Source organism: Actinoplanes sp. NBC_00393 (assembly GCF_036053395.1).
Classification (GTDB): Bacteria; Actinomycetota; Actinomycetes; order Mycobacteriales; family Micromonosporaceae; genus Actinoplanes.
This window is the reverse complement of sequence record NZ_CP107942.1, coordinates 8339031-8359496: the sequence shown is the minus strand read 5'-3', so window position 1 is coordinate 8359496 and position 20466 is coordinate 8339031. Positions and strand designations below refer to the sequence as shown.

Here is a 20466-nt window from a genome sequence, read left to right as displayed (position 1 = left end):
CGTTACCGTGCGTAACCTTCGGCTGCGGGAAACTCGCCGAATTGGCGGTCGCGTTCTCGCGCCGCTGGCACCGGGTCGCGGTCGATCATCGTTCGAACTCAGGCCCGGTAATGGCTCCTCTTTCACGTTGTGTCGACCGTCGGCGCACCATGCCGGGCCGCACTTGGAGGATCGAAATAGGTTTGTCCCTTTGTGGGCATCGGTCTAGCGTGTCTGGGTATGAGCAGCTTGTGGCTTCCCGAGGGACGGCCGGGTTCTCGGACGCCGTGGAGCATTCTGGGACGTCCTCATGTGACCAGCATGGACATCTTCGGCGAGGTCATGGATCGTTCGGCTCGGGAGCAGCTGTGGGGTCAGGTCCAGGTGGGTCAGGCCCTCGCCTTGCTCAGCGGCATGCTTCGGGACCTGGACCTCGGCGATGTTTCACCGGCAAGTGTGGAAGCCGGTTGGGTGTCGGTGCTGCCCCGCCCGGCGGTTACGCGTGCTCGGGAAGCGCTGCGGGATGGCCGGCGTTTGTTGCCGCCGCAACTGCTTCTTGTTTCGATGATGGAGGCCTTGCGTTTTTGCCCGGCAGGTTCGGCTCGTGACGACCTGAGTGATCTGGATGTGGTGCTGCGGGCGGTGTGGAGCATCGCCGACAGCGTGGGGCAGCTGCGTGACGAGGCGGGACCGCGATGGGGCGGCCTGGAGGCCTCGTTGGCGGCCGAGATGATGGCGAACCAGTACTTCAACGTCGGCGCCTACCCGGTGCCGTTGTTCGCACGTGCCGAGGTCACCTGGCGCAGTGGTTGGGCGTCCTCTGTGGATCCGCAGCTGCAGACATTGGCGGGCGGAACCCCGGCCGAGCTGTTCGCCGAAGCGACGAAATGCGACCTGGACTCGTTCTTCGGGGTGGCGGTGCACCTCTGGGTGCAGGCTCAACAGCACCGTTACCTGCGCTTCCCTCCGGAGTTCTTTCGCCGCATCGGCATCGATCCCGCCGCTGTCGACCGATTCCTCGATGCGACATCGGTGTCGTTGGCGGACCTTCAGGCACACGCGGCTAGCTACGACGCGGCACAGCAACCGTGGGCCTTCAACGAGTTGCGCACACATCCGATCGTGCAGCTTCCAGACGGCTCGGTACAGGTCATCCGGCTCGGCTACGTCCTCGAACGTGCCTTCGGCCAGGTTCCCGAGTTCGATGTCCGTAAGCACCTCGGAAAGATGGACGGCAGCACGGGCCTGATGACGGATAAGGGCCGCGAGCAGGCGTTTCGGTCCAGCCTGAACAAGCAGTTCGAGCACAGCGTCGGATCGACACTGTGGAGAATCTTCCCTGCTACCGGGGTGTTCAAGCAGATTTACACCGAGGACGAGATGTGGGGTGCTTGGTGGATCAAAAGGGATCAGCCGAGTGTGTCCGACTGGGTCGTGGACTGTGGGAACGTCTGGCTCTGCCTGGACGCCAACAACCGGCGTCTTTCCCAAGCACTGGTCCGAGGTTTCGCGTCGCCGGACGACCTCAACACAGAGGTTAGCCGTGCCCTTGCCGGTCGTAAGGCTTCCCAGATGGCCTCTACCATCGACCTGCTCACCGAGCAGCTCCCTCTTTTGGCGAGTGGCCGCACCATGCCGCCCGACACCAAGTTCGTGCCGCTGATCGTGGTCCCGGAAGACGGTTTGCCCTGGAACCCCGCCGTACACAATCGGGTCCAAGAGATCACCAAGGGGATTGCGACCCTTCAGTCTGACCGCGTCATGCCACTGGGCGTCGTCACTCTCCATGACCTCGGTTTCCTCGAGCGCGCCGTCGAGGATGGTCATGACGCAGGCGGGCTCGTCACTGCATGGCGTTCGGAAAGCCCGGAGATTCCGCTCCAGCACTTCCTGGATACGCGTGGCGTACCGCTCCGGCGGCCGCAGTTCGAGACCGACGCCTTCCAGCAACTGACGGACGAACTGTTGGAACAGATGACCCGACATCTGGAAGAGCAGACCGAAGGCTGATCCACCGTGACGTCCAGGTGTCGCCGGCTGTGGGACGCGGACCGCTCGCCCTGAGCGATGTTGGCGCCGGCGGATGTCGCGCGCCCGTGCCGATGCCGCGGCCGGCCTGCGAGATCGCGTATGCCGCCCATACTCGCCGGACCTGGCGGCCACCGTCACGCCACGTCGGCACCAGCTCGGCCCCCGAAGCCGGGCGGCGGTCAGCGGTCACCATGCTGATCTCCGCCCGGCGGTGGCACCTCGATCAAACCCAGGGCAACGTGCCGCTGGTAGTGGTCGGTGATCGCCGTGCGCAGGTCGTCGACCACGTCGTAGTGCGCGGCGATCCCGACCGCGGCGCGCAGCACATCCATGACTTCCTTGACCAGGTGCGCCGGATCGAACGGGCCATGCTTGGCAAGCTTGATGCCGGTGCCCTCGGCGTGGTTGACCGCTGCGGCGAGCTCACCGGATTCCTCAGCCAGCCGGGTCACTCGTTCGAACGGACCGTTGTGGTTCGGGAACCGGAGGTTCAGCGCTTGCACCGTTGCCACGAGCGCGGTGAACGTGTCCGGCACCAGCGGGTCATCGGCGTGCGGCGAGGTCTCCTGGCCGGCGGTCATGAGGTGGTCCCGGGTCCGGTCGGCGGTGTCCTGGCCGTCGTCGTGGCGAGTCCGGACCGGGAGGTCGCGGTCTTCGGTGCGACCGCGGCCTGGTGCTCGGCGATCTCGATCAGCCGGTGCACGGCGGTGACCGCTCCGTCCAGCGACGAGCCCGCCTTAGAGTCGACACGGGCTGCGAGCAAGCGCCGTAGCGCAGCGGCATCGCCTGCGTGTGCCGGATCGCGCAGCTGCCGGCGGATCGAGGCTTCCCGCTCGTGATCGCCTCGGGCAAGGTGTTTCGCGGCTAGTTGTACCAGTATCAGAACGGTCTGTGGCTGGTACGGGTCGCTGTCTCGGGTGTCCCCGCTGGGGTACTGACTGATCAGCGGCAGGAAGCTCAGATCGCTGCGCGGTGGCGGGTCACCGCGCTGGAGCAGCAGCCGGGCGGCGGCCGACATCGTGGCCGTCGCCGCCGGCCACAGGTAGAGGTCGGCCAGGACCGGCAACGCCACCAGCTCGACGCACGCCGCCCGGTAGGCGCCGCCGGCCGGGGCGTTCTTCGGCTTGTCGCGGGTGTAGAGCACGCGGCCGGGCAGTCCCAGCCCTGCGACTGGATCCGCGAACACCGAGGGCGGCGCCGATCCGTCGATGGCCAGCACCAGGTCGACATCGCTGAACGCGTCGGCGTCGCCGCGCCCCAGTGACCCTTCGACCCACACCGCTGCCACGAACCGGTGTGCGGAAAAGACCTCGAGTGCCTGATGCAGCCAAGCTGTACGGGCCTGCGTCAGCCGGGCGAGCGCGTCAGTGGCGGCGGACGTGTTCATGCCGCACCGGCATCAGATGCAACAGCAGACGGTTCGCTCTGGTAACCGGCCGCCTGCAGGGTGAACAGCGATTCGTAGGCGCCTGCGGCTGCCATCAGCTGGCGATGGGTGCCGGCTTCGATGAGCGCTCCGTGCTGGAGAACCAGGATCTGGTCGGCGTGGGTGATGTTGGCGAGCCGGTGGGTGATGAGGATGGTGGTCTTGGTGCCCTGCCGGTCACGGAGCGCCTGGAACAGGGCGTGTTCGGCGCGCGGATCGAGCGCTGACGACGGCTCATCCATGATCAGGACGTCGGCGTCCCGGAGGAATGCTCGCGCGGCAGCCACCCGTTGCCACTGCCCTCCGGACAGGTCCGAGCCGTCCTTGAAGGTCTTGTCCAGCAGGGTGTCGTAGCCGTTCGGCAGCTCCAGGATCATGTCGTGCGCGGCCGCTTTGCGGGCGGCTGCCTCGATCCGTTCCGGTTCGGCGTCGGAACCGATGTCGCCCATGGCGACGTTCGTCGACGCGCTGAACGGCCAGCGGTGATGATCTTGCATGGCGACCGCAATCCGGCCGCGAAGATCGTCGATGTCGTAGGCGGCGTAGGGGTGGCCGTTCCACAGAAGTGTGCCCGCGGTCGGGGTGCGCAGACCGGCGATCATCGCCGCCAGGGTGGATTTGCCGGAGCCGTTCTCGCCGACGAGAGCGATCGTCTGGCCCGGCCGGATCGTCACCGTCACCTGGTCAACTGCCGGCCGTTGCCTGTCCGGGTACTGCAGGCTCACACCCTGAACGGTCAGCTCAGCCAACGGCTGCGCCACCCGCCGAGGGCCGGCGGCGCTGCCAGTGTCGCGGGCCGGGAGGTGGTGGGCTGCGGTCGACCGGAACCGCACGTACTCGTTGAAGAACTGGCCGCTGGTGTAGACCCTGTCGACCTGGAACGTCACGGTGGACAGGGAATTGCGTGCCGCCTGCACCGCGATCACGCAGGTAGTTGCGGCGGCCAGCGGGATGTGCCCGTTGATCAGCAGCACACCGAGCAGTACGTAGACGCCCGTCAAGGCGACGCCGCCGATCGTCGCTCCGATGCTCATGGTGGTGGTGACCCGCCGGGCCACCCGTAGCTCCTCGGCGACCTGTGCGCCCATCACCCTGTCGTACAGGCCGAGCAGGAACGGCCGCAGGCCGTACGACCGCAGCTCGGCGGCCGAGTCACGTTCGGCCATCAGTCGCTGCAGCACCCATTGCCGGCGCCGTCGGGTGGAGGAGGCCAGGTAGCTGCCGAACTTGACGTGGCCGGCGCGCAGGGCGGCATACCCGGTGGGGACGGTCGCTACGAGCAGGGCTACCAGCAGCAGCGGGTGGATGGCCACCACGGCGACGACGACTGCCAGCAGGCTGACCAGGCCGGCAAGCAGGTTCATCACCGTCTGCACCAGCTCGATCGCGGCTTCCGTGCCGCGGGTTGCCCGTTCCATGCCTTCGGCGAACTGGTCGTCGTCGAAGGCCCGCAGCTCGACTGCGGTGGTGTCGGCGAACAGTTCCTTCTCTACGTCGAGCAGCACGCGCGGTGTGAGCCCGTTGAGGGCGTATCCGACGACCATGCCGAGCGCGCCGCGGATCGCGGTGACCACGGCCAGCCACGCCAGCGCCGGCACGGCCGCACGGACCCGGTCCGGGGTCGGGCCGGCCGCGAACAGTTCGATCAGGATCCGCTGGGTCGCCAGCAGCCCGAATGCAGCCATCGAGCCGGCACCCACGGTCGCGACAGCTACCAGCACCGTGCGCAGCCGGTCGGCGCGCCACGCCACCCGCACCGCTTTGCTGATCAGGCCAGGAAGCTCGGCGAAGACCCCGAGCACACCGGCATCCGCCCGGGCACGCATGCCGGTCTCCCACCAGCTGCGCCGGAACTCCGGAAGGACCGCCTCGGTAGGCTTTCCCCCGTTCTGCGCCGGGATACTCGGATCAGCGTTGGGCTTGTCCACAACGGCGCTCACCTGCTCATTTCCTCCTGTCGGGCGGTCCGCATCGTCGGAACTGGGAGGGAGGCGGCATGTTGTGGAGTCACCCCCGTATCGGTACTCGCCTCCCGGGGTGGCGGGCTGTCGCTGACACGACGCAGTCCGTCTAACCGGGCAACGCATTCGCACAAATGGTCGAACACCGCGTGTCGTAGACCGCTCACGTCTACCGGCCTCGCCACTGTGGCGGCTGCCGCGATCGGCAGTGGCGTCCACGAGGCCAGATCGACGTTGCTGAGCGTGCGCTCGACGGGCTGCGGTCGACGGGTGCGGCAGTGACCCCGTCGCGCAGGTTGATCGCACCGCCGGGTGTTTGCGCCAGAACACGTGAGTCGTTGTGCGTGTGCGGGCTTGACGGACGCGGTAGGTTCGCCGGGTTCGGCCATTGCCGGCCAGCGAAGCCGTAAAGCGTGAGGCATGTGCTGTGTCGGCAAACGTAATGAATCCGACTGCTCTGGAGGCGTCTCGTGTCGATCGCTGACTCGGAGATTGCGCAAGCCCTCACCGCCTATCTCGACCGGTATCCCGAGGAGAAGACGCTGCTGGCCGAGCCGGTCGAGCTGCTGGCTCGAGGCAAGAACTTCGCCTCCCGCCGCAATTTCGACATGCACGTGACCGTCGGTGCGCTGCTGACCCGCGGCGAGGAGATCCTGCTCGTCGGGCACCTCGCGTATGGGATTCCGCTGCAACCCGGCGGGCATCTTGAGCCGGCCGACACGACGCTGATCGACGCCGCGGTGCGCGAACTTGTGGAGGAGACCGGCATCGACCCCGACGCGGTCGTCGCGGTATCCCAGGAACCCGTCTATGTCGAGTTCGGCCGGGTACCTGCTCGACCCAAGAAAGATGAGCCCGAACACTTCCATCTGGACCTGGGATACGCCTTCACGACGACAGGCGATGTGGGCAGCCTTCAGGAATCGGAGGTGACGAGTGCGGCGTGGTACCCGCTCGACGAGGCCGAGCGTCTGGTGGGACCCCGGATCCGCCGCGCGTGCGCGCCCTCCGGCCGGATGGGCTGAGCCGGACCGGCTCCCAGACTGCGCCGGCCGAAACAGCCCGGCACAGTGCCGCTGAGCAGGCAGGTCGACTCGCGCGCGGCTCAGCGCACACGCCCCGGCCGCGTCCCCACGTGCGACCAGTGGTCTCACTCGAATGACGCTTTACGGGTCCGGGTGCGTTTGAGCTCGAAGAATCCGTCGGTCCCCGCGATCAGAGCCAGGCCGTCCCACAGCCGGCCGGCGGCCTCCCCTCGCGGTGCCGGGGTGATGACGGGCCCGAACAGAGCCGTGCCCCTGATGCGCAGCACGGGTGTGCCGACGTCGAGCCCGACCTCGTCGAACGCCTGATGATGCGATTGCTTGATCTGCTGATCGAACTCGGTGCTGGCCGCGGCGGCAGCCAGCGACTCGGAAAGACCGACGTCGGCGAGGGCCTCGGGCAGGACCGCGGGATCGTCGCGGCGTCGTTGGTTGTGCAGCCGAACACCGATGGCGGTGTACAAGCCGCCGAGCACCTGAGGACCGGCGTGTTCGACGGCGGCCGCGCACACCCGCACCGGCCCCCACGCTCGCTCCATCAGCGCCCGGTAGTCCTCGCTGAGGCCCTCGCCCTCGCGTTGCTCGAGGTTCAGGTAGGCCAGCGACATGATGCGCCAGTCCGCGCGTACGGGCCGGACCTGCTCGACCTCCAGCAGCCACCGCGAGGTGATCCAGGCCCAGGGGCACAGCGGGTCGAACCAGAACGGGACCTCTTCGCGCTCCAGCGGGGTGTCGGTCGCCACGGTCGCACCGTCCTCTCGGCTCACGGGCTACTCAGCTTCCTGAGGTGCAATCTCGAACAGTTCCTCCTGCACGGGCGCGTTGCCTGGGGCCGCCCGCCCCGCGATCTTCACGAGTCCGGCCAGGCTGTCGACTTCACCGTTGTCGTGTGCCAAGGCGATGAGCCGGCGGAACAGTTGCGCGGTGACGGCGACGTCTGCGGGTGCCCGATGTCGGTCTGCCGGCTGGGCGATGCCGAAGTACGCAAGGAGGGTGTCCAGCCGGTAGTTGATCAGCCCGGGAACGCAGCGTTTGGCCAGCGGGATCGTGTCCAGCAGGTCGATGCGGGCCAGTGCCGGGCAGTGCTGCCGCTGGTGGTAGATCAGGTTGGCCTCGGTGGCGGCGTGCTGAGCAACCAGCAGATACGACGTGCCGGCCGTGAAGCGGCGGTCCAGCGCACCCAGCGCTTCGGCCGGGGTCGGTGCGGCCTGCAGCTCCGCGGCAGTCAGCCCGGTCTGAGCGGTGAACGCCGGTGTCACCGGTGCGAACGCGGGCGGCCGGATCAGCGAGGTCCTGCGCCCGGTCTCCCGCCATTCGCCGTCGTAACGCAGCGCGAGAACGGCGACCTCGACCGGTTGCGCCGGCGACCCGGTGGGTGTCGTGGCCTCGAAGTCGATGACCACGAACGTCGTCTTGCGGAAGGCCTCGTCGTCGGTCAGGCCGCCCATCCACTCACCGCCGTCCGTCCTGCCTCGACGCTGGTGACGTGGAGGCGAGCGATGCAGGTTCTCTGCGATCGGCGGCTGATGCCCTTGCTGCTCACCGGCCGATGACCTCGGTGACCACGCGGGTAGCGTCGTCCAGGCTGGGTGCGTTCCACAGCCGCTCACCTGTCCACGCCTGGCTCAGGGACCGATACAGGTCCGACATCACCGGCAGGAAGGCTGTGGGCAGAGATGCCGGCTCGGGCCACAGGTCCCGGGGAACGCCCTCGGCGATCAGCCGGCCGGTGGGTACCTCGAGTCCGTTGTTCACGTACCAGTTCCGCAGAACCTGCTTGCCGCAGTGGACGCCGTTGAACAGCAGGCGTGCCTCGTCGGGGGTGCCGGGGCTGTCGGCCAGCACGATGTGCGCGTCGTTCGTCAGAAGAAACTCGGCCTTGCCGTCAGAGAGGGTGAGGCCGACCCGTTCGGCGTGCCCGGCCAGCACCTCGTTGGCTTTGACCGCGATGTCGCTCATGACGTGAAGCTGCCCGGCGCGCAGGCCTGCCAGCTGGACGGCTTCGGAGCGGCTGACGAACCGGTTGACGAGCTCGAACATGGTGGCGAACTCGATCAGCGGCGGCTGCAGCCGCTCGCCGATGTTCGGTACGGCAGGCAGCCCGACCTCGTCGAGCGTTAGCGTTCCGCTGGCGAGCCGACGATGCACTGAGCTGCCCTGCGGAAGTTCGTTACGGACCAGGACCTGCACGGGGATCAGGGTGTTGTCGGCGAGTCGGCCGGTCCCCGGTTCGGGCAGCCGCGCCAGGTCGAACTCGATCCGGTTCGGGGGAAGAAACCGGCGGAAATGGGTGGGCACGCCGGCGGCTTCCAGCATCCGGAAGTTGAAGACGGCCATGCGGCAGGTCGCTTCACCCTTACCGGGTATCGAGTCCGGCATCCGGCCGTAATGGAAGACGGTGTAGTGGTCGGTGTACTCGAAGATGCCCACGCCGGTTCGGTCCGCCGTCGCAGGTTCGACGATCTTGAGATTCTTGGTGGAATGCAGGACGGGCATAACGCTCCTCGGGCTCGAGGGACTCAGTCGCCGGTGAGAAGACCGTCTTGAGGTCGGCCGCAGTACATGCATGGGGCCTGCGGGCCCTGCCACGGTTCGCGGACACAGGTGAGCTGGACGTCCGTGTTCTGGATCAACGAGCCGATCAGGCGCGTGGCGTCGTGTTCTCCGAGGGTGCGCCGATCCACGACGCGGTAGCGTGCGGGATCGGTGGCTGCTACTTGCTCGAAGAGGGCGCACACGGAGCGCATGAAGGTCGCCTGCTCGTCGGTGAAGACACACCGATCGCGGCGCTGAGCGCGGGTGATCGCCCGGTGAGGGTCGTCGGTGACCAGGATGGTGCGGTCCGGCAGAGGGCGGTAGGACGCCGCCAAGCTCAGCAGGGCGGTCGCCGTTGCGAGGGCGGCGGCCGGGTCGTCGGGGTGCAGCAGGACGGCTTGGCACACGGCGGTGCTGTCGACGCCGCGGCCCTCGAGGACGGGACGGCCGCTGGCGAGCTCAGCGAGGACGGAATCGAGATCGTGTCGTTTGATGGCCAGCAGCACCAGCGCCTCGGCCATGGGTGTCCCACCGCGCAGGAAGGGATCGCCGGCGCTGGCTTCGCGCAGAGCCCGCAACAGCGCCGCGCCCAAGTCCGGTTGGGCGTCCGTGCGCGCGGAGAATTCCTCCAGCAGCAACGGCGTGGTGTCCACCAGGTCGATGGCATGGCGGGTCAGGTAGGTCTTTCCGACTCCGGTGACCCCTTCGACGGAGACCAGCGTGCCGCGTGTGCACCGGGACAGTTCCGTAACAGCGGTCATGCGGAAGGTCTCCTCATGGCAGGGATGTGCCGTCGCCCTTCCAGGAGCCCGGTCACGGTCTGGTGCACCACACCGACGGTCTCCTGGGGTGACAGGTCGGCGACGTCGAGGACGATGTAGCGCTGGGGGTCGTCGTCGGCCATCACCCTGTACAGCCGGTCGATCTCGGTGATCAGATGGGCGTCCTGGGCAGACAGAGGCCGCTCGATGCGATGGCCGAAGCGCTGGGTGCACACCTCCGGGTCACCGGTAAGCAGGAGCGTCTTGTCGGGCAGGCCACACCAGCGCCGGGCATCGGTAAGGATGCGGCGCGCCACCTGTTCCGGCCGGGCCGCCAGGTATGCAGAGCACAGGATGGCGGCCTGGTAGACGGCGACGGAGTCCACACCGCGGTCCTCGAGGATCACGTCGACACCCGCCAGGTGCTGCCCCGTCAGGCGCTCGGTCTTGCGTACCTGCAGCGCCAGCAAGGCGAGGGTCTCCACCACCGGGTGACCGGTCCGCAGGAACGGGTCACCCGTGCCGCTCAGCGTGGCGATCACCCTCGACGGCAGCACGTCGTTGACCTGGTCGGTGAGCTCGTCAAGCAGGACCCCGCGGGCGCCGAGCAGAGCCGCCGTCATCTGGGCGGCGCTCGTCTTCCCCACGCCGTTGATGCCCTCGACGCTCACCCGGAGCGGACCAGCCTGTACTGAGGTGATCATGCAGGCCCCCGGCAGACGGCGAACAGGTTGATGGCCTCAGCGACGAACCGACTCGGGCAAGCCCACCGCCAGCCGGCGCCTTCGGCCGAAGCACGGGTGCCGGCGATCCGGCTCACGACGGGTCCGCCACGACGGCTGGAACGTGCGTGGAGACGAGCCGGCCCTGCCGCACGGTGAGCACACGCATGCCGGCCGCGCGGGCGGCGGCGATACCGTCGGCCGCGTCATCGACGGCGAGACAGCATCGCGCGTCGACGGCCAGTACGCCGGCAGCGTGCAGAAACAGGTCGGGTGCCGGCTTGCCGCGCGCGACGTTCTCACGGGTGATCGTGGCCGTGAACAGGTGGCCGAGGTTCAGGGCCCGGATACCGCCCTCGACTAGGACCCGGGCCGCTCCGGACGCGACGGCGCAGGGCAAGCCCCGGTCGGTGGCCGCATCGAGCAGCTCGATGGTGGTGGCGATGGGCTGAAGCTGGTCGAGGCTGGCCAGGAGCCGGCCCCGGCTGGTCTCAATGATCGTGCTGGTGGGAAGGTCGCCATGGATCGCGGCGATCTCGGTCAGCAGCTCGGCGATCGACAGACCGACGTGCTGCTCGTACCACGGCCGGTCGAGGCTCACGCCGTACGGCAGTAGCGCCGCGGACAGGGCAGCGAAGTTGGCGTCCTGGCTGTCGACGACGGTGCCGTCCCAGTCGACGATCACCGCGGCCGTGCCCTGGAGAAGGTCGTCGGTTGTCAGTCGCGCGGACACCATGCGCGAGCCTCCCTGGTGATGGTGTGGGCGTATCCGGCGATGCGGTGGTCGTCGTCGTGGTCGGTGAGGATCACCGCCAGGGTGCGGTCGAGCACCGCGGCGGCGTTGCCGCACGGTGATACGGCAGAGGAAGCGAGTTCAGGGCGTCGGTCCGCCGGCACCAGGTGGAACGTGCCGACGCTGTTGGGCACGCCGAGGCCTGCCAGGTGTTCACAGAATGCGCGGGGCTGCGGCACGCTGACCTCGGCGAGGAAGCTGTATCCGTTCCACAGGTGGCCGGGCGCGTCGGCGGGTTGCACGCCCGGGGTGCCGGTCAGCAGGTCGCGTAGCAGTGCTGCCTGCTGTTGGCGCCGGGCGAGGAGTGCGTCGAACCGGGTCAGGTTGGCGCGGGCGATCAGCGCCAGCGGTTCGGCCAGCCGATAGTTGTGCGCGACCTGGCGCCGATAGCCGGGCGGCGGCGGTGGGAGGCCGTGCGAGCGGTAGGAGCGAGCGGCGGCCGCGTACCGATCATGGTCGGTGAGCAGGTACCCGCCTTCCCCGCACCACAGCACCTTGCCGTCCTTCAAACTGAAGCAGCCGATCATGCTGCCGGTTCCGGCGGGGCGATCACCGGTGTGGCTGCCTTGGGCCTGGCAGGCGTCCTCAACCACCGGCAAACCGTGCTCGTCGGCCCAGCGCCGGAGCCGGGGCAGGTCGCCGGTGCGTCCCCACAGGTGGACGGGAAGCACCGCCTTGACGGCAGGGGTGAGCTTGGCGGTCAGGTCGGTGTAGTCGACGTCGGTGCCGTCGGGTGTGCAGTCGACGAAGACCGGGCGAGCGCCGGCGTGGATGATCGGCGCAACCGACATGATCACGGTCAAGGCCGGTACGAGAACCTCGTCGCCGGGCCCGACGCCCAGGGCTACCAGCGCGGTGTGCAGTGCCGCGGTGCCGGAGGAGACCGCTATGGCGTGGCGGACGCCGAACCGGTCGGCGAGTTCGGACTCCAGGGCGGTCACCTGCGCGCTGGCCGTCGGGTGCGGCATCGTGGCCAGCAGGCGTTGCAGGTCCTCGGCGAGTGTCAGGGCGGTGGTCATGACCGGACTCCGGCCGAGGGCAGGAAGCGCTGGAAGTCAGTCAGCGGCCACATGTTGACGCAGTCGCGGGAGTACAAGGAGCAGTCGGCGCACGCACCGCCTCGCCCGAACAGCGCCTCCGCAGTCGCGCCGCGGATGTTGCGGTGCCGGTCAGGCGGCGTTGCGCGGATCTTGAGACCGGAGGGGCAGTCCCAGACGCTGCCGTCCGGTTCGACGAAGAACAGGTCGGTGCCGCCGAAGCAGCCGGTGACCGTGCCGGGGGTCTCGGTGCTGATCGTGTCGAGGAACTGCCGTGGATAGGTAGGGGCGGGTAGCCCGATCGGGACTTGCTCGTAGAGTTCGGCGAGGTGCCGTGCGATGGCGGGGGCGTCCTGGTCGGTCAGTGCGAGTTCGGTGTGTAGCGGGTGGTCCCGCTCCAGCGAGATTGGCTGGGGAACGTAGTAGTCACAGCCGAGCTCGGCCGCGAGGGATCCGATGGCGAGGATGTCGTCGGTGTTCTGGCGTGTGATCACCGCGTACAGGCCGACTCGAGGGGTGGCAGCGGCGCCGCGAGCGGTCAGCAGCGCCTGAAGTCCGGACAGCACGCTGGCGTGCCCGTCGACGCGGTTGCGAGCCGGCCGCCAGGTGTCGTTGTAGCCGGCATCGGTGGAGTCCAGCGACACCGAGACCGCGTCCACTCCCAGAGTCAGGATCCGGTCGACCAGGTGCGGCCGGTTGAGCGGAATGCCGTTGGTGCAGAGCACCACCTCGACGCCGGCGGTCTTGATCGCCGCGACCACGTCCATGATCGGGGGCCAGATCAGTGGCTCGCCGCCGGCGAGGAACACCCGCTCGACACGGGAGCCGGCCAGCGTGTCCACGAACGCGGCGATGTCGGCCAGAGTGAGGTCCGTGCGGGCCAGGTGTGACAGCACACCGACCTGGTCCGGGGGTGTCTCACGATGTTCCTCGATGGTGCCGAAGTAGCAGTAGCGGCAGCCCAGATTGCATGGGGAGCGCAGCGCCCACAGCAGGGTGACTTCGGTCATGACACTCGTTCTCCTTCAGGCCGGACGCCGTACAGCGGTACCGACCATCGAGGTCGTCGTCGCGCGGAAAGTCGACTACCGGCGCCGGGAGCCTGTCGATGCTCGCCGGCGCCGAAGCGGGCCTTATGCCGGACGCCGGCACACGTACATCACTTCCATCGCCGCGTCCGGGATGGCAGCGGCGGCCACCGTGTCCAGCAGCGCCGGCGACACGGCCTCCCGCAGCCGCTGATACCACTGCCGAGCACCGTCGCCGAATCTCTCGGCCAGTGCCGCGGCGACCTGGTCCGCGGGCGGCGACAGCTGCCCGACCTTCTCCTCGACCACCAAGCCGCATGCGGCCAGGACGGGCTCCAGCTCGGCACTGTTCCACTCGTAGACGTGCACCCGGTACTGCAGCGGCCGCGGCGGCAGGCCCGGCGTCTCGGGCGTCGACAGGTACAACACCCCGCCGGGCCGCAGAGCGGCCGCGGCGTGCCGCAGGCTGGCGACGGCCAGCTCGCGCGGCAGATGCTCCAGAGCTGAGGTGTAGACGGCGACGTCGAACCCGTCACCGACCGCCTCGGCCGGCCACGGCGCGGCCACGTCACACTCGACCAGCTCGATCGGGAACGGCCGGGCGCCGTAGTGATCATCCAGTTGGGCGATCCGGTCCCTGGCCTCCGCCAGGTTCGCCGCAGCCACGTCCAGGCCGACGTACTGCTGCAAGCCCGGGGCGTACCGGTAGAGCGTCGGCAGCTGCAGCCCTCGCCCGCAGCAGATGTCCACCAGCCTCGCGCCCTGCTGAACGCGTTCGGCGACATACAGCCGTTGAGCGAGATTCATGATCCCGGAGGCCTTGACCTCGCCGGCGGGTATCGCCGTGTAGAGGTCGTCCATCTGGTTCACCGAGTACGGGCCGATCATCGGGGTGCCCGGGCGCGTCCGGGTGCGCGCATGCAGGTCGTCGGCTTCCGCGCCGGTGGCGATGGTCAATGGTTTTCCCACGGGAAGATCACCCATCCTTCGACGGTGGCGCCGATGTAGGTCAGCGCGTGTTCGGGGGGTTGCGGACGCCGCCAGTTGGCGGCGTTGACGATGCAGACCGCAGTGCGGACGCGGGTGGCGCCTGCTGCGGCAACCAGCTGTGCGGTGTAGGCCATCGTGTCGCCGGTGCCGGCGATGTCATCGACGATGAGTACGTCCAGGCCGGACAGGTCGCCCAGGCTGGCCACGTTCGATACCTGCGGGGCAGGCGTCTTGGCCGCGTTCATGTTGTCGCTGACGGTGTGGACGACCTCCACGGCACGGACAGTCCGCACCGCCAGAGCATGGGCGAACACCGTCGCGGGAATCATGCCGCCGCGCAGGATGCCGATCACCACGTCGGGAACACCGTCCCTGCTGACGTTCACCGCGGTGTCGTGGATTTTGGCGACGAGTTCCTGCCAGGGCAGCAGGATCGGTGGGCCCTCAGCGGCCACGCTCGTCACCCCACAGCAGCACGTGCAGCCGAGGACTGAGGTTCCAGCCGTGGGCCAACGCCGGCTCGGCGAGGTTGCGCAGCCCGGTGAGAACCGCGCTTTCCGTGGTGCCCTCGGGCATGACCCAGATCCGGCCGAGAGGCAGCTGGGCTTGGAGCTCCACCAGCTCCTGGATGTCGGCCGGCCCGGTGATGACGAACTTGAACACGGCTTTGCCGCAGTCACGAAACGCCCGCAGCGCCTTCGGCCGCAGCCGTCGGTGCACCGGCACTCCCGACCCGCTCAGCTTCGGTGACACGTTGAACGTGTCGACGGCAGCGATCAAACGTTCGTCGGGCGCGATGGTGCCGTTGGTTTCCATCTCCACGCGGCGTCCTGCGCCGGCCAGCTGAGCCGCCAAGGCGCCGAGGCGCTGCTGTTGCACCAGCGGCTCTCCCCCGGTGATGACCACCAAGTCGGTGTCCTGGCTGACCACCCAGCTCGCCACCTCAGCGACGGCCATCTCGGTGGCCTGCTCCTCGCGGTCGAAGCGATCCCAGTCCCAGGTGTAGGGGGTGTCGCACCAGCCGCAGTCGAGATTGCACCCGGACAGCCGCACGAACAGTGCCCGCTGCCCAGCCGAAGGCCCCTCGCCTTGCACGGTGGGCCCGAACAGCTCGGCGACCCGCAGCGTCGACCTCGAAGTAGTCAGGAGGTCGGTCATGCTGCTCTCTCCGGCCGGAATTCGGCCCACGAGGATGCAGTCTCGCTGACACGGAGGGCGAACAGCCTGCCGGGAATGGCGGGCTCGAGTTCTGTGATGAACCACTGCGCCAAGACCGCGGCGAGGTTCTCGCTGGTCGGCGCCACCGTCATGACTTCGTTGAGATGGCGGTGATCAAACGCTTCGGCCAGGTGCTCCTTGAACGGCGCCAGGTCACCGAAGTCGGTCACGAAACCCGGCTCGACAAGGTCCTCAGCGACGAGCGTGACCTCGACGGTGTAGCTGTGCCCGTGCAGGCGACCGCACTTGTGGCCGTCGGGGAGTCCCGGCAGCTGGTGGCTAGCCTCGAAGGTGAAGCGTTTGCCGATCCTGTGTCCCACGGAGGTGCTCCTCGTCCTGAAAGAGGTGATGGGCTACGACGACAGCCGGCGCTGCCATTCCTCCCGGCGGGCCGGGTCGTCAGCCAGAACTCCTCTGTTGGTCGTGGTGTCGGTGACTGCACCGATGGCCCGGGCGCCGCGCAGGCTCATGCACAGGTGCTCGGCACGAAGGCGGACACCGACCCCCTTCGGCTCCAATTGCTCCACCAGCCAGTCCGCGATCTGCTGCGTCATGGCTTCCTGGGTCTGCAGCCGTCGGGCATACAGCTGAACGACCCACGCCAGCTTCGACAACCCGACGATGCGGTCCTTCGGGGCGTAGGCGATCGTGGCCTCGCCGATGAACGGCAGCACGTGGTGTTCGCAGAGGCTGAAGAACGGGATCCGATCCACGACCACGAGCTCGTCGTAGCCGCCCGCGTTATCGAAGGTGGTCGGCTCGAACGACGGGGCCTTCAGCATCTCGGTCAGCGCGCGAGCCATCCGGGCGGGAGTGTCTCGGCGATGGTCGCTGTCCATGTCCAGGCCGAGAGCGGAGAGCAGTTGAGCCGCAGCGGCCGTCGCGCCCTCTAGATCCACCGGGCGAGAAGCGACGCGGCCGTTGTCCGTAACCGCGTCGAGGGATAGCGCTGGTGACGTCACGGCTGTACGACCTCCTATGGATGGGCGTGCCTGTTACACCCTGACGACGGATCGCTTCTGGCCGCGTCGTGCACCTCAGCGCACCTACGCCGGCTCTTCGGGCGGCCATCGATCGCCATTGTGTTCCTCCACCATCCGGCAACCGGACGAGGGCGGGAACGCCATCCAAGGGGGAATTTGGTGGGAATCTATGGGGAATCTACACGGCGAAGTTCATCGTGAACTGCAGAAACACGGCAGCGGTCGGACCGCATGGTGATCATAAATATCGATCTGTTCGGCATCCTTCGGCGCTCGGCCGACGGCGGTCTTGACGGCAGTTCGGCGTGTCGACGCAGGGGATTTCGACCGAGCCGGCCGTCACGATACGGTCAGCTGGCGCAGGTGCTCACCGAAAGAGGTCACGAGGCTGCCCAGAATCGCCTTGCCTTTTTCCGCTGTCCCGGCGGAGGGGCGGCCGATCACACCGCTGCTCGTGTAGGCGGCCATGCCTTCGATCAACAAGTGAGGCCGCGCGTTCGCCTGATGATCGGCGGAGTCGAAGCCGTCACGCAGGGCTCCCGGCGCGACTGCTTGCAGGATGGACACCTCGAGTTCGCCGGCGTGCATGTCTTCATGGTCGTTCGTCTCGAGTTCGGCATCCTGACGTGCCTTCCGCCAGTCATCTCGGCTCGGAAACAGAGTCATGGACTTGGGCGTCACCGCGTTCGCGGACTGGACTACGTTGCTGAGGAAATAGTTGCCACCGTGACCGCTGATGATCGCCATTTTGCCGATGCCCTGAGCGGTGAGGCTGACCACCACGTCCTCGATGACCGCACTGACGGTGCGGTGGCTCAAGCTGATGGTCCCTGGCCATGCAGCGTGCTCGTGCGAGCACGACATGGTGATGGGGGGTAGCACGAACACGTTGTACACCGCTGCCAGGCCATCGGCTATGGCTGAGGCGACGATCGTGTCGGTGGCAAGGGGAAGGTGCCGGCCGTGCTGCTCGAAACTGCCGACGGGCAGAAGAGCGATTTCTGGCCGGCGGTCCCGGATGTCCGCCGTGGTGGCGAGGGTGATCAAGTCCATGATTCCGATACTGACAGTTGGGCGGCAACGGCCGCGCTGTGCTGTTGGAGGAACCTGTCGACGAGGTCAAGTCCACGATGTGCTCTCAACGTCACAGCGACGGTGAGCAGAGCTTGCGTGACCCGGGCGGAATCCGCCGCTCGTGACAGTGCCAGCGCCTTCAACCCTGCCTCAGCGCTCTTCTCGGGGTGGCGTGGCGCCTGCGTTTCTGCGAAGTAGGCGTACCAGATCCCGCGGTCAATAGATCCTGCCGGCTGCTCGTCCGCCAGGACATCCGTCAGGAGTGCCGTTGCTTCGTGATGGTTTCCCAGCAGGTAGTGACACCGTGCCCGGATCCCGTCGATGTACCGCGTGTCGCAGTGTCGGGAGATGTGGTCCTCAGGCGAGGTCGAAGCGGCTTTCACGTTGTGGTGGGCGATCTCCAGAGCCTCCAGACCTGACTCGTTGCCAGCCAGTGCCAGCCCTTCGGCCAACCTCGTCAGGCACAGCGCTTGAGTGCGAGTCGGTAGGGGGCCGTATCGCAGCGCTTTGCGAGATAAGGCGACCGCGGAGGTGGGATCGCCGGCGTCGAGCGCTTGCTGGCTCTGCCTCATGAGCACGTACGCCGTTACCACGGCGTCGCCGGCGGCTTCCGCGCGGTGGTGGGCTCGGCGCAGCCAATCATCGCCGGGAACGCCGTTGTTTGCGCAGATCCAGCTCATGAACTCCGACCATCGGGCATCCGCGACGGCGAGGGGTTCTGCCAACGCGGAATCCTGACGGCGAAGTGCTTCCAGGCTCTGCATCTGCTTGGCTGCCAACGGCCGGACCGCGTTCCACCCCAGGTTTTCAGCTATTGCCGCGAGGTTGTCCAGCAAGACCAGCCATGGTCCGCTCACAGGCCCGCCAGCAGCGAAGGCTGCAAGCGGATCAGTCCCTTCCGGTACGCCAATTTCATCGAATCGTGCAGCCGAGAGGAAATCTGCCGGAAGAGCAAGATGCTCAATGCGCTGTTCGGTAGCCCCCGATTCAGTGAAGATTGCACGTGAGTTGACAAAACCCAGCTCTGCGTCGGTTGCAGCGCCGAGAACCTTCTTAAGCGCTGCGCGACGTTCGGATCCTGGCCAGGTAACCACGCCCCTTTCGATCTTGCCGATATCGTTGTCGTTCAAGGAGTGACGAGGCGTCAGGGACTGGTTTGCCGCGTCTGCGACTTCTTGCCGCGTGAGCCGGAGGCGTGCGCGTGCCACGCGGAACCGTTCATTCCGTTGAGGGTCGGTTCGCGCCACGCCGCTCCTTCCCGGTCCGGATGACGTCGGTCACAGTCCGGAAATGGTCCCAAAGACCACGCGAACCGCACAACCCGCTGAGCAAGAGTTCCGACGCTCAAATACGCAGGAGTGGCACGTTGTAGAGATCGGGTTGCTTGCGCCGGAACATCAAGGGCTCTGCCACCTCAACGATGACCATTTCCGTGAGGAACTGCACGGTTGCGCCGAGCAGGTGGCTGGTGTGCCCGGTAGCGCTGTGTTCTTTAAGTCCCACGGCTACGTGGATGTGTGGCGCTACACGTTCTGCACCTTCGTCCCAAGCCAGGGTGCCGCCGCCGACGGCTTCGACGTTGGACAGCTGCACTCTCGACCATATTGGGGCCTGCGGATCCTCGAGGCGCTCGCAGGTGCCCACCAGGTCAGCGGTGGCGAAGCCGGCAATAAATGTGGGGATATAGCCCTGACGGATTCCGTGCTCGGTGCATACCTGATGGAGAGCGGTATAGAAGTCGGCGCCGTGGTCGAAGACCGCGACGATGGTCCGGCCGGGGGTAGCCTGCCAGCTGCGGGTCATCTCGACACCGGTTCCCGGTGAGGAGCGGCTGCGCCGGTCAACGGCGGCGTGCGGTCTGTCCGGCTCATGGCGGTGAACGCGGCCACGGCATCAGCGTGGCTGCTGGTGGAAGCCAATGTCAGCTGCAATAGCAGGCGTGCTTTGTACGGATCGAGGATTCCAGCGGGGATGAGGCCACGGCTGAGTAGGTCACGTTCCGATCCCGGGAATCCGTAGGTGCTGGTAGCGGTGAAACCGGCTCCGGTGCGGGAGGCGAGGACCACCGGGATGCGGCTCGCGGCGTCTTCCAGGTGGGTGACCCAGGTGTCGGGGACGTGACCGACACCGAATCCGGCGATGATGAGCCCGTCGAGTCCGCCTGCCAGGGTGGGAAGCAGGGCGCCGTCGTCGCCGAAAGTTGCGATGTGAATTCCGACGCGTGGGAGCGGGCGCCGGAGTTGCTGTAGGTCGAGGGCGGCGCGGTGGGAGGGCTGGTTGAGAATGCGTGGTTGTCCCTCGGCGAGGTAGCCGAGCACGCCGCCGGTGGGTGAGACGAACGCGGCGGTGCTCATGCTGTGGCGTTTGCGGACCCGCGCGGCGGCGTGGATCTCGTCGGCGAGTACGACGACGCAGCCCAACTCCCGGGCTTGTGGAGATGCCGCGACCGTGACCGCGGCGAGCAAGTTGGCCGCTCCGTCGGCGCCGGCCAAAGTGGGGTTGCGCATGGCGCCGGTGACCACGATCGGTTGGGCGCCGGTGTGGAGCAGGTCGAGAAGGTAGGCCGTTTCCTCGATGGTGTCGGTGCCCTGGGTGATGACCGCACCGGTGACACCGTCAGCGAAGTGCTGAGTGAGCGTCTCGGCGAGTTCGAGGATGTCCTCGCTGGTCAGTGAAGCACCCGGTCGGTTGCGCAGAGACAGCGCGTGGACCTCGATTCCGGTGTCGGCGAGGCCGGGCACGGCATCAATGAGGTCACGGGCCGACAGGGTGGGCGTGACGCCGCCACCTCCGGTTCGAGTCATGGCGATGGTGCCGCCGAGCCCGATGACCACGACTCGCGGGCGCGGGGACGGTGTGACGGGTTCGGACAACGTTGTGGGTCC

Annotated in this window: 22 protein-coding genes; 2 read left to right on the top strand and 20 right to left on the bottom strand. The window is 67.5% G+C overall.

Annotation, left to right across the window (positions count from 1 at the left end; all coding sequences use genetic code 11):
* The first annotated feature begins 300 nt into the window (after positions 1–300).
* A complete protein-coding gene (locus tag OHA21_RS38695; RefSeq protein WP_328463716.1) occupies positions 301–1989 on the top strand; it encodes a hypothetical protein in 1689 nt (562 codons plus the stop codon).
* 200 nt (positions 1990–2189) lie between these two features.
* Here the strand turns inward: OHA21_RS38695 and OHA21_RS38690 are convergent, their stop codons facing one another.
* Genes OHA21_RS38690 through OHA21_RS38680 form a run of 3 tightly spaced genes read right to left on the bottom strand, consistent with a single transcriptional unit; the run spans position 2190 to position 5262 of the window.
* Entirely contained in the window at positions 2190–2591 is a 402-nt protein-coding gene (locus OHA21_RS38690) for a MazG-like family protein (protein WP_328463714.1), read from the bottom strand.
* Entirely contained in the window at positions 2588–3397 is an 810-nt protein-coding gene (locus OHA21_RS38685) for a nucleotidyltransferase domain-containing protein (RefSeq protein ID WP_328463712.1), read from the bottom strand. Before OHA21_RS38685 ends, OHA21_RS38690 begins: the two co-directional genes overlap by 4 nt.
* Complete coding sequence (locus tag OHA21_RS38680) at positions 3394–5262, bottom strand: ABC transporter ATP-binding protein (RefSeq protein ID WP_328478809.1); 1869 nt, start codon at positions 5260–5262, stop codon at positions 3394–3396. The genes OHA21_RS38685 and OHA21_RS38680 overlap by 4 nt, the downstream gene beginning before the upstream one ends.
* A 605-nt stretch (positions 5263–5867) precedes the next feature.
* Between OHA21_RS38680 and OHA21_RS38675 the strand changes: the two genes are divergently transcribed.
* Positions 5868–6422 carry an NUDIX hydrolase gene (locus OHA21_RS38675; protein WP_328463710.1) on the top strand — a complete coding sequence of 185 codons (555 nt, stop codon included), beginning with the start codon at positions 5868–5870 and terminating at the stop codon, positions 6420–6422.
* A gap of 125 nt (positions 6423–6547) precedes the next feature.
* Here OHA21_RS38675 and OHA21_RS38670 read toward each other — a convergent pair whose 3' ends face one another.
* The 17 genes from OHA21_RS38670 to OHA21_RS38590 all read right to left on the bottom strand — a co-directional run bounded on the left by OHA21_RS38670 (position 6548) and on the right by OHA21_RS38590 (position 20454).
* On the bottom strand, positions 6548–7207 hold the full coding sequence (locus OHA21_RS38670; protein ID WP_442874956.1) for a mycothiol-dependent nitroreductase Rv2466c family protein: 660 nt from the start codon (positions 7205–7207) through the stop codon (positions 6548–6550).
* Between the two features lie 3 nt (positions 7208–7210).
* Positions 7211–7888 (bottom strand): 3'-5' exonuclease, encoded by a 678-nt coding sequence (locus tag OHA21_RS38665; protein ID WP_328463708.1) that lies wholly within the window; start codon positions 7886–7888, stop codon positions 7211–7213.
* 91 nt (positions 7889–7979) lie between these two features.
* Positions 7980–8936, bottom strand: coding sequence for a phosphoribosylaminoimidazolesuccinocarboxamide synthase (locus tag OHA21_RS38660; protein ID WP_328463706.1), 957 nt, complete (start codon positions 8934–8936; stop codon positions 7980–7982).
* Between the two features lie 23 nt (positions 8937–8959).
* On the bottom strand, positions 8960–9736 hold the full coding sequence (locus tag OHA21_RS38655) for a hypothetical protein (protein WP_328463704.1): 777 nt from the start codon (positions 9734–9736) through the stop codon (positions 8960–8962).
* On the bottom strand, positions 9733–10440 hold the full coding sequence (locus OHA21_RS38650) for a dTMP kinase (protein WP_328463702.1): 708 nt from the start codon (positions 10438–10440) through the stop codon (positions 9733–9735). Before OHA21_RS38650 ends, OHA21_RS38655 begins: the two co-directional genes overlap by 4 nt.
* A 112-nt stretch (positions 10441–10552) precedes the next feature.
* Positions 10553–11194 (bottom strand): HAD family hydrolase, encoded by a 642-nt coding sequence (locus OHA21_RS38645; protein WP_328463700.1) that lies wholly within the window; start codon positions 11192–11194, stop codon positions 10553–10555.
* Positions 11176–12270 (bottom strand): DegT/DnrJ/EryC1/StrS family aminotransferase, encoded by a 1095-nt coding sequence (locus tag OHA21_RS38640; RefSeq protein WP_328463698.1) that lies wholly within the window; start codon positions 12268–12270, stop codon positions 11176–11178. Before OHA21_RS38640 ends, OHA21_RS38645 begins: the two co-directional genes overlap by 19 nt.
* The gene (locus tag OHA21_RS38635) at positions 12267–13298 is read right to left on the bottom strand and encodes a radical SAM protein (protein WP_328463696.1); all 1032 of its coding nucleotides are present in this window, start codon (positions 13296–13298) and stop codon (positions 12267–12269) included. Before OHA21_RS38635 ends, OHA21_RS38640 begins: the two co-directional genes overlap by 4 nt.
* A gap of 123 nt (positions 13299–13421) precedes the next feature.
* A complete protein-coding gene (locus OHA21_RS38630; protein WP_328463694.1) occupies positions 13422–14285 on the bottom strand; it encodes a class I SAM-dependent methyltransferase in 864 nt (287 codons plus the stop codon).
* Positions 14270–14761, bottom strand: a complete 492-nt coding sequence (locus OHA21_RS38625; RefSeq protein WP_328463693.1) for a phosphoribosyltransferase — start codon at positions 14759–14761, stop codon at positions 14270–14272. Before OHA21_RS38625 ends, OHA21_RS38630 begins: the two co-directional genes overlap by 16 nt.
* Positions 14751–15464 carry a 7-carboxy-7-deazaguanine synthase QueE gene (locus tag OHA21_RS38620; protein WP_328463692.1) on the bottom strand — a complete coding sequence of 238 codons (714 nt, stop codon included), beginning with the start codon at positions 15462–15464 and terminating at the stop codon, positions 14751–14753. The genes OHA21_RS38625 and OHA21_RS38620 overlap by 11 nt, the downstream gene beginning before the upstream one ends.
* The gene (locus OHA21_RS38615; protein WP_328463691.1) at positions 15461–15844 is read right to left on the bottom strand and encodes a 6-pyruvoyl trahydropterin synthase family protein; all 384 of its coding nucleotides are present in this window, start codon (positions 15842–15844) and stop codon (positions 15461–15463) included. The genes OHA21_RS38620 and OHA21_RS38615 overlap by 4 nt, the downstream gene beginning before the upstream one ends.
* Positions 15845–15877: 33 nt before the next feature.
* Positions 15878–16423 (bottom strand): GTP cyclohydrolase I, encoded by a 546-nt coding sequence (folE, locus tag OHA21_RS38610; RefSeq protein ID WP_328463690.1) that lies wholly within the window; start codon positions 16421–16423, stop codon positions 15878–15880.
* A 423-nt stretch (positions 16424–16846) separates the two neighbouring features.
* Positions 16847–17560, bottom strand: coding sequence for a creatininase family protein (locus OHA21_RS38605; protein ID WP_328463688.1), 714 nt, complete (start codon positions 17558–17560; stop codon positions 16847–16849).
* Entirely contained in the window at positions 17551–18711 is a 1161-nt protein-coding gene (locus OHA21_RS38600; protein ID WP_328463686.1) for a hypothetical protein, read from the bottom strand. The genes OHA21_RS38605 and OHA21_RS38600 overlap by 10 nt, the downstream gene beginning before the upstream one ends.
* A gap of 214 nt (positions 18712–18925) precedes the next feature.
* Entirely contained in the window at positions 18926–19384 is a 459-nt protein-coding gene (locus OHA21_RS38595) for a PPC domain-containing DNA-binding protein (RefSeq protein WP_328463684.1), read from the bottom strand.
* On the bottom strand, positions 19381–20454 hold the full coding sequence (locus tag OHA21_RS38590; protein ID WP_328463682.1) for an asparaginase: 1074 nt from the start codon (positions 20452–20454) through the stop codon (positions 19381–19383). Before OHA21_RS38590 ends, OHA21_RS38595 begins: the two co-directional genes overlap by 4 nt.
* Positions 20455–20466: the final 12 nt, after the last annotated feature.

Excerpts from the sequence above, each read along its gene's own strand:
- OHA21_RS38695 (WP_328463716.1), top strand. The coding sequence starts at position 301 with ATGGACATCTTCGGCGAGGTCATGGATCGTTCGGCTCGGGAGCAGCTG.
- OHA21_RS38690 (WP_328463714.1), bottom strand. The coding sequence starts at position 2,591 with ATGACCGCCGGCCAGGAGACCTCGCCGCACGCCGATGACCCGCTGGTG.
- OHA21_RS38685 (WP_328463712.1), bottom strand. The coding sequence starts at position 3,397 with ATGAACACGTCCGCCGCCACTGACGCGCTCGCCCGGCTGACGCAGGCC.
- OHA21_RS38680 (WP_328478809.1), bottom strand. The coding sequence starts at position 5,262 with ATGCGTGCCCGGGCGGATGCCGGTGTGCTCGGGGTCTTCGCCGAGCTT.
- OHA21_RS38665 (WP_328463708.1), bottom strand. The coding sequence starts at position 7,888 with ATGGGCGGCCTGACCGACGACGAGGCCTTCCGCAAGACGACGTTCGTG.
- OHA21_RS38660 (WP_328463706.1), bottom strand. The coding sequence starts at position 8,936 with ATGCCCGTCCTGCATTCCACCAAGAATCTCAAGATCGTCGAACCTGCG.
- OHA21_RS38655 (WP_328463704.1), bottom strand. The coding sequence starts at position 9,736 with ATGACCGCTGTTACGGAACTGTCCCGGTGCACACGCGGCACGCTGGTC.
- OHA21_RS38650 (WP_328463702.1), bottom strand. The coding sequence starts at position 10,440 with ATGATCACCTCAGTACAGGCTGGTCCGCTCCGGGTGAGCGTCGAGGGC.
- OHA21_RS38645 (WP_328463700.1), bottom strand. The coding sequence starts at position 11,194 with ATGGTGTCCGCGCGACTGACAACCGACGACCTTCTCCAGGGCACGGCC.
- OHA21_RS38640 (WP_328463698.1), bottom strand. The coding sequence starts at position 12,270 with ATGACCACCGCCCTGACACTCGCCGAGGACCTGCAACGCCTGCTGGCC.
- OHA21_RS38635 (WP_328463696.1), bottom strand. The coding sequence starts at position 13,298 with ATGACCGAAGTCACCCTGCTGTGGGCGCTGCGCTCCCCATGCAATCTG.
- OHA21_RS38620 (WP_328463692.1), bottom strand. The coding sequence starts at position 15,464 with ATGACCGACCTCCTGACTACTTCGAGGTCGACGCTGCGGGTCGCCGAG.
- OHA21_RS38605 (WP_328463688.1), bottom strand. The coding sequence starts at position 17,560 with ATGGACTTGATCACCCTCGCCACCACGGCGGACATCCGGGACCGCCGG.
- OHA21_RS38595 (WP_328463684.1), bottom strand. The coding sequence starts at position 19,384 with ATGACCCGCAGCTGGCAGGCTACCCCCGGCCGGACCATCGTCGCGGTC.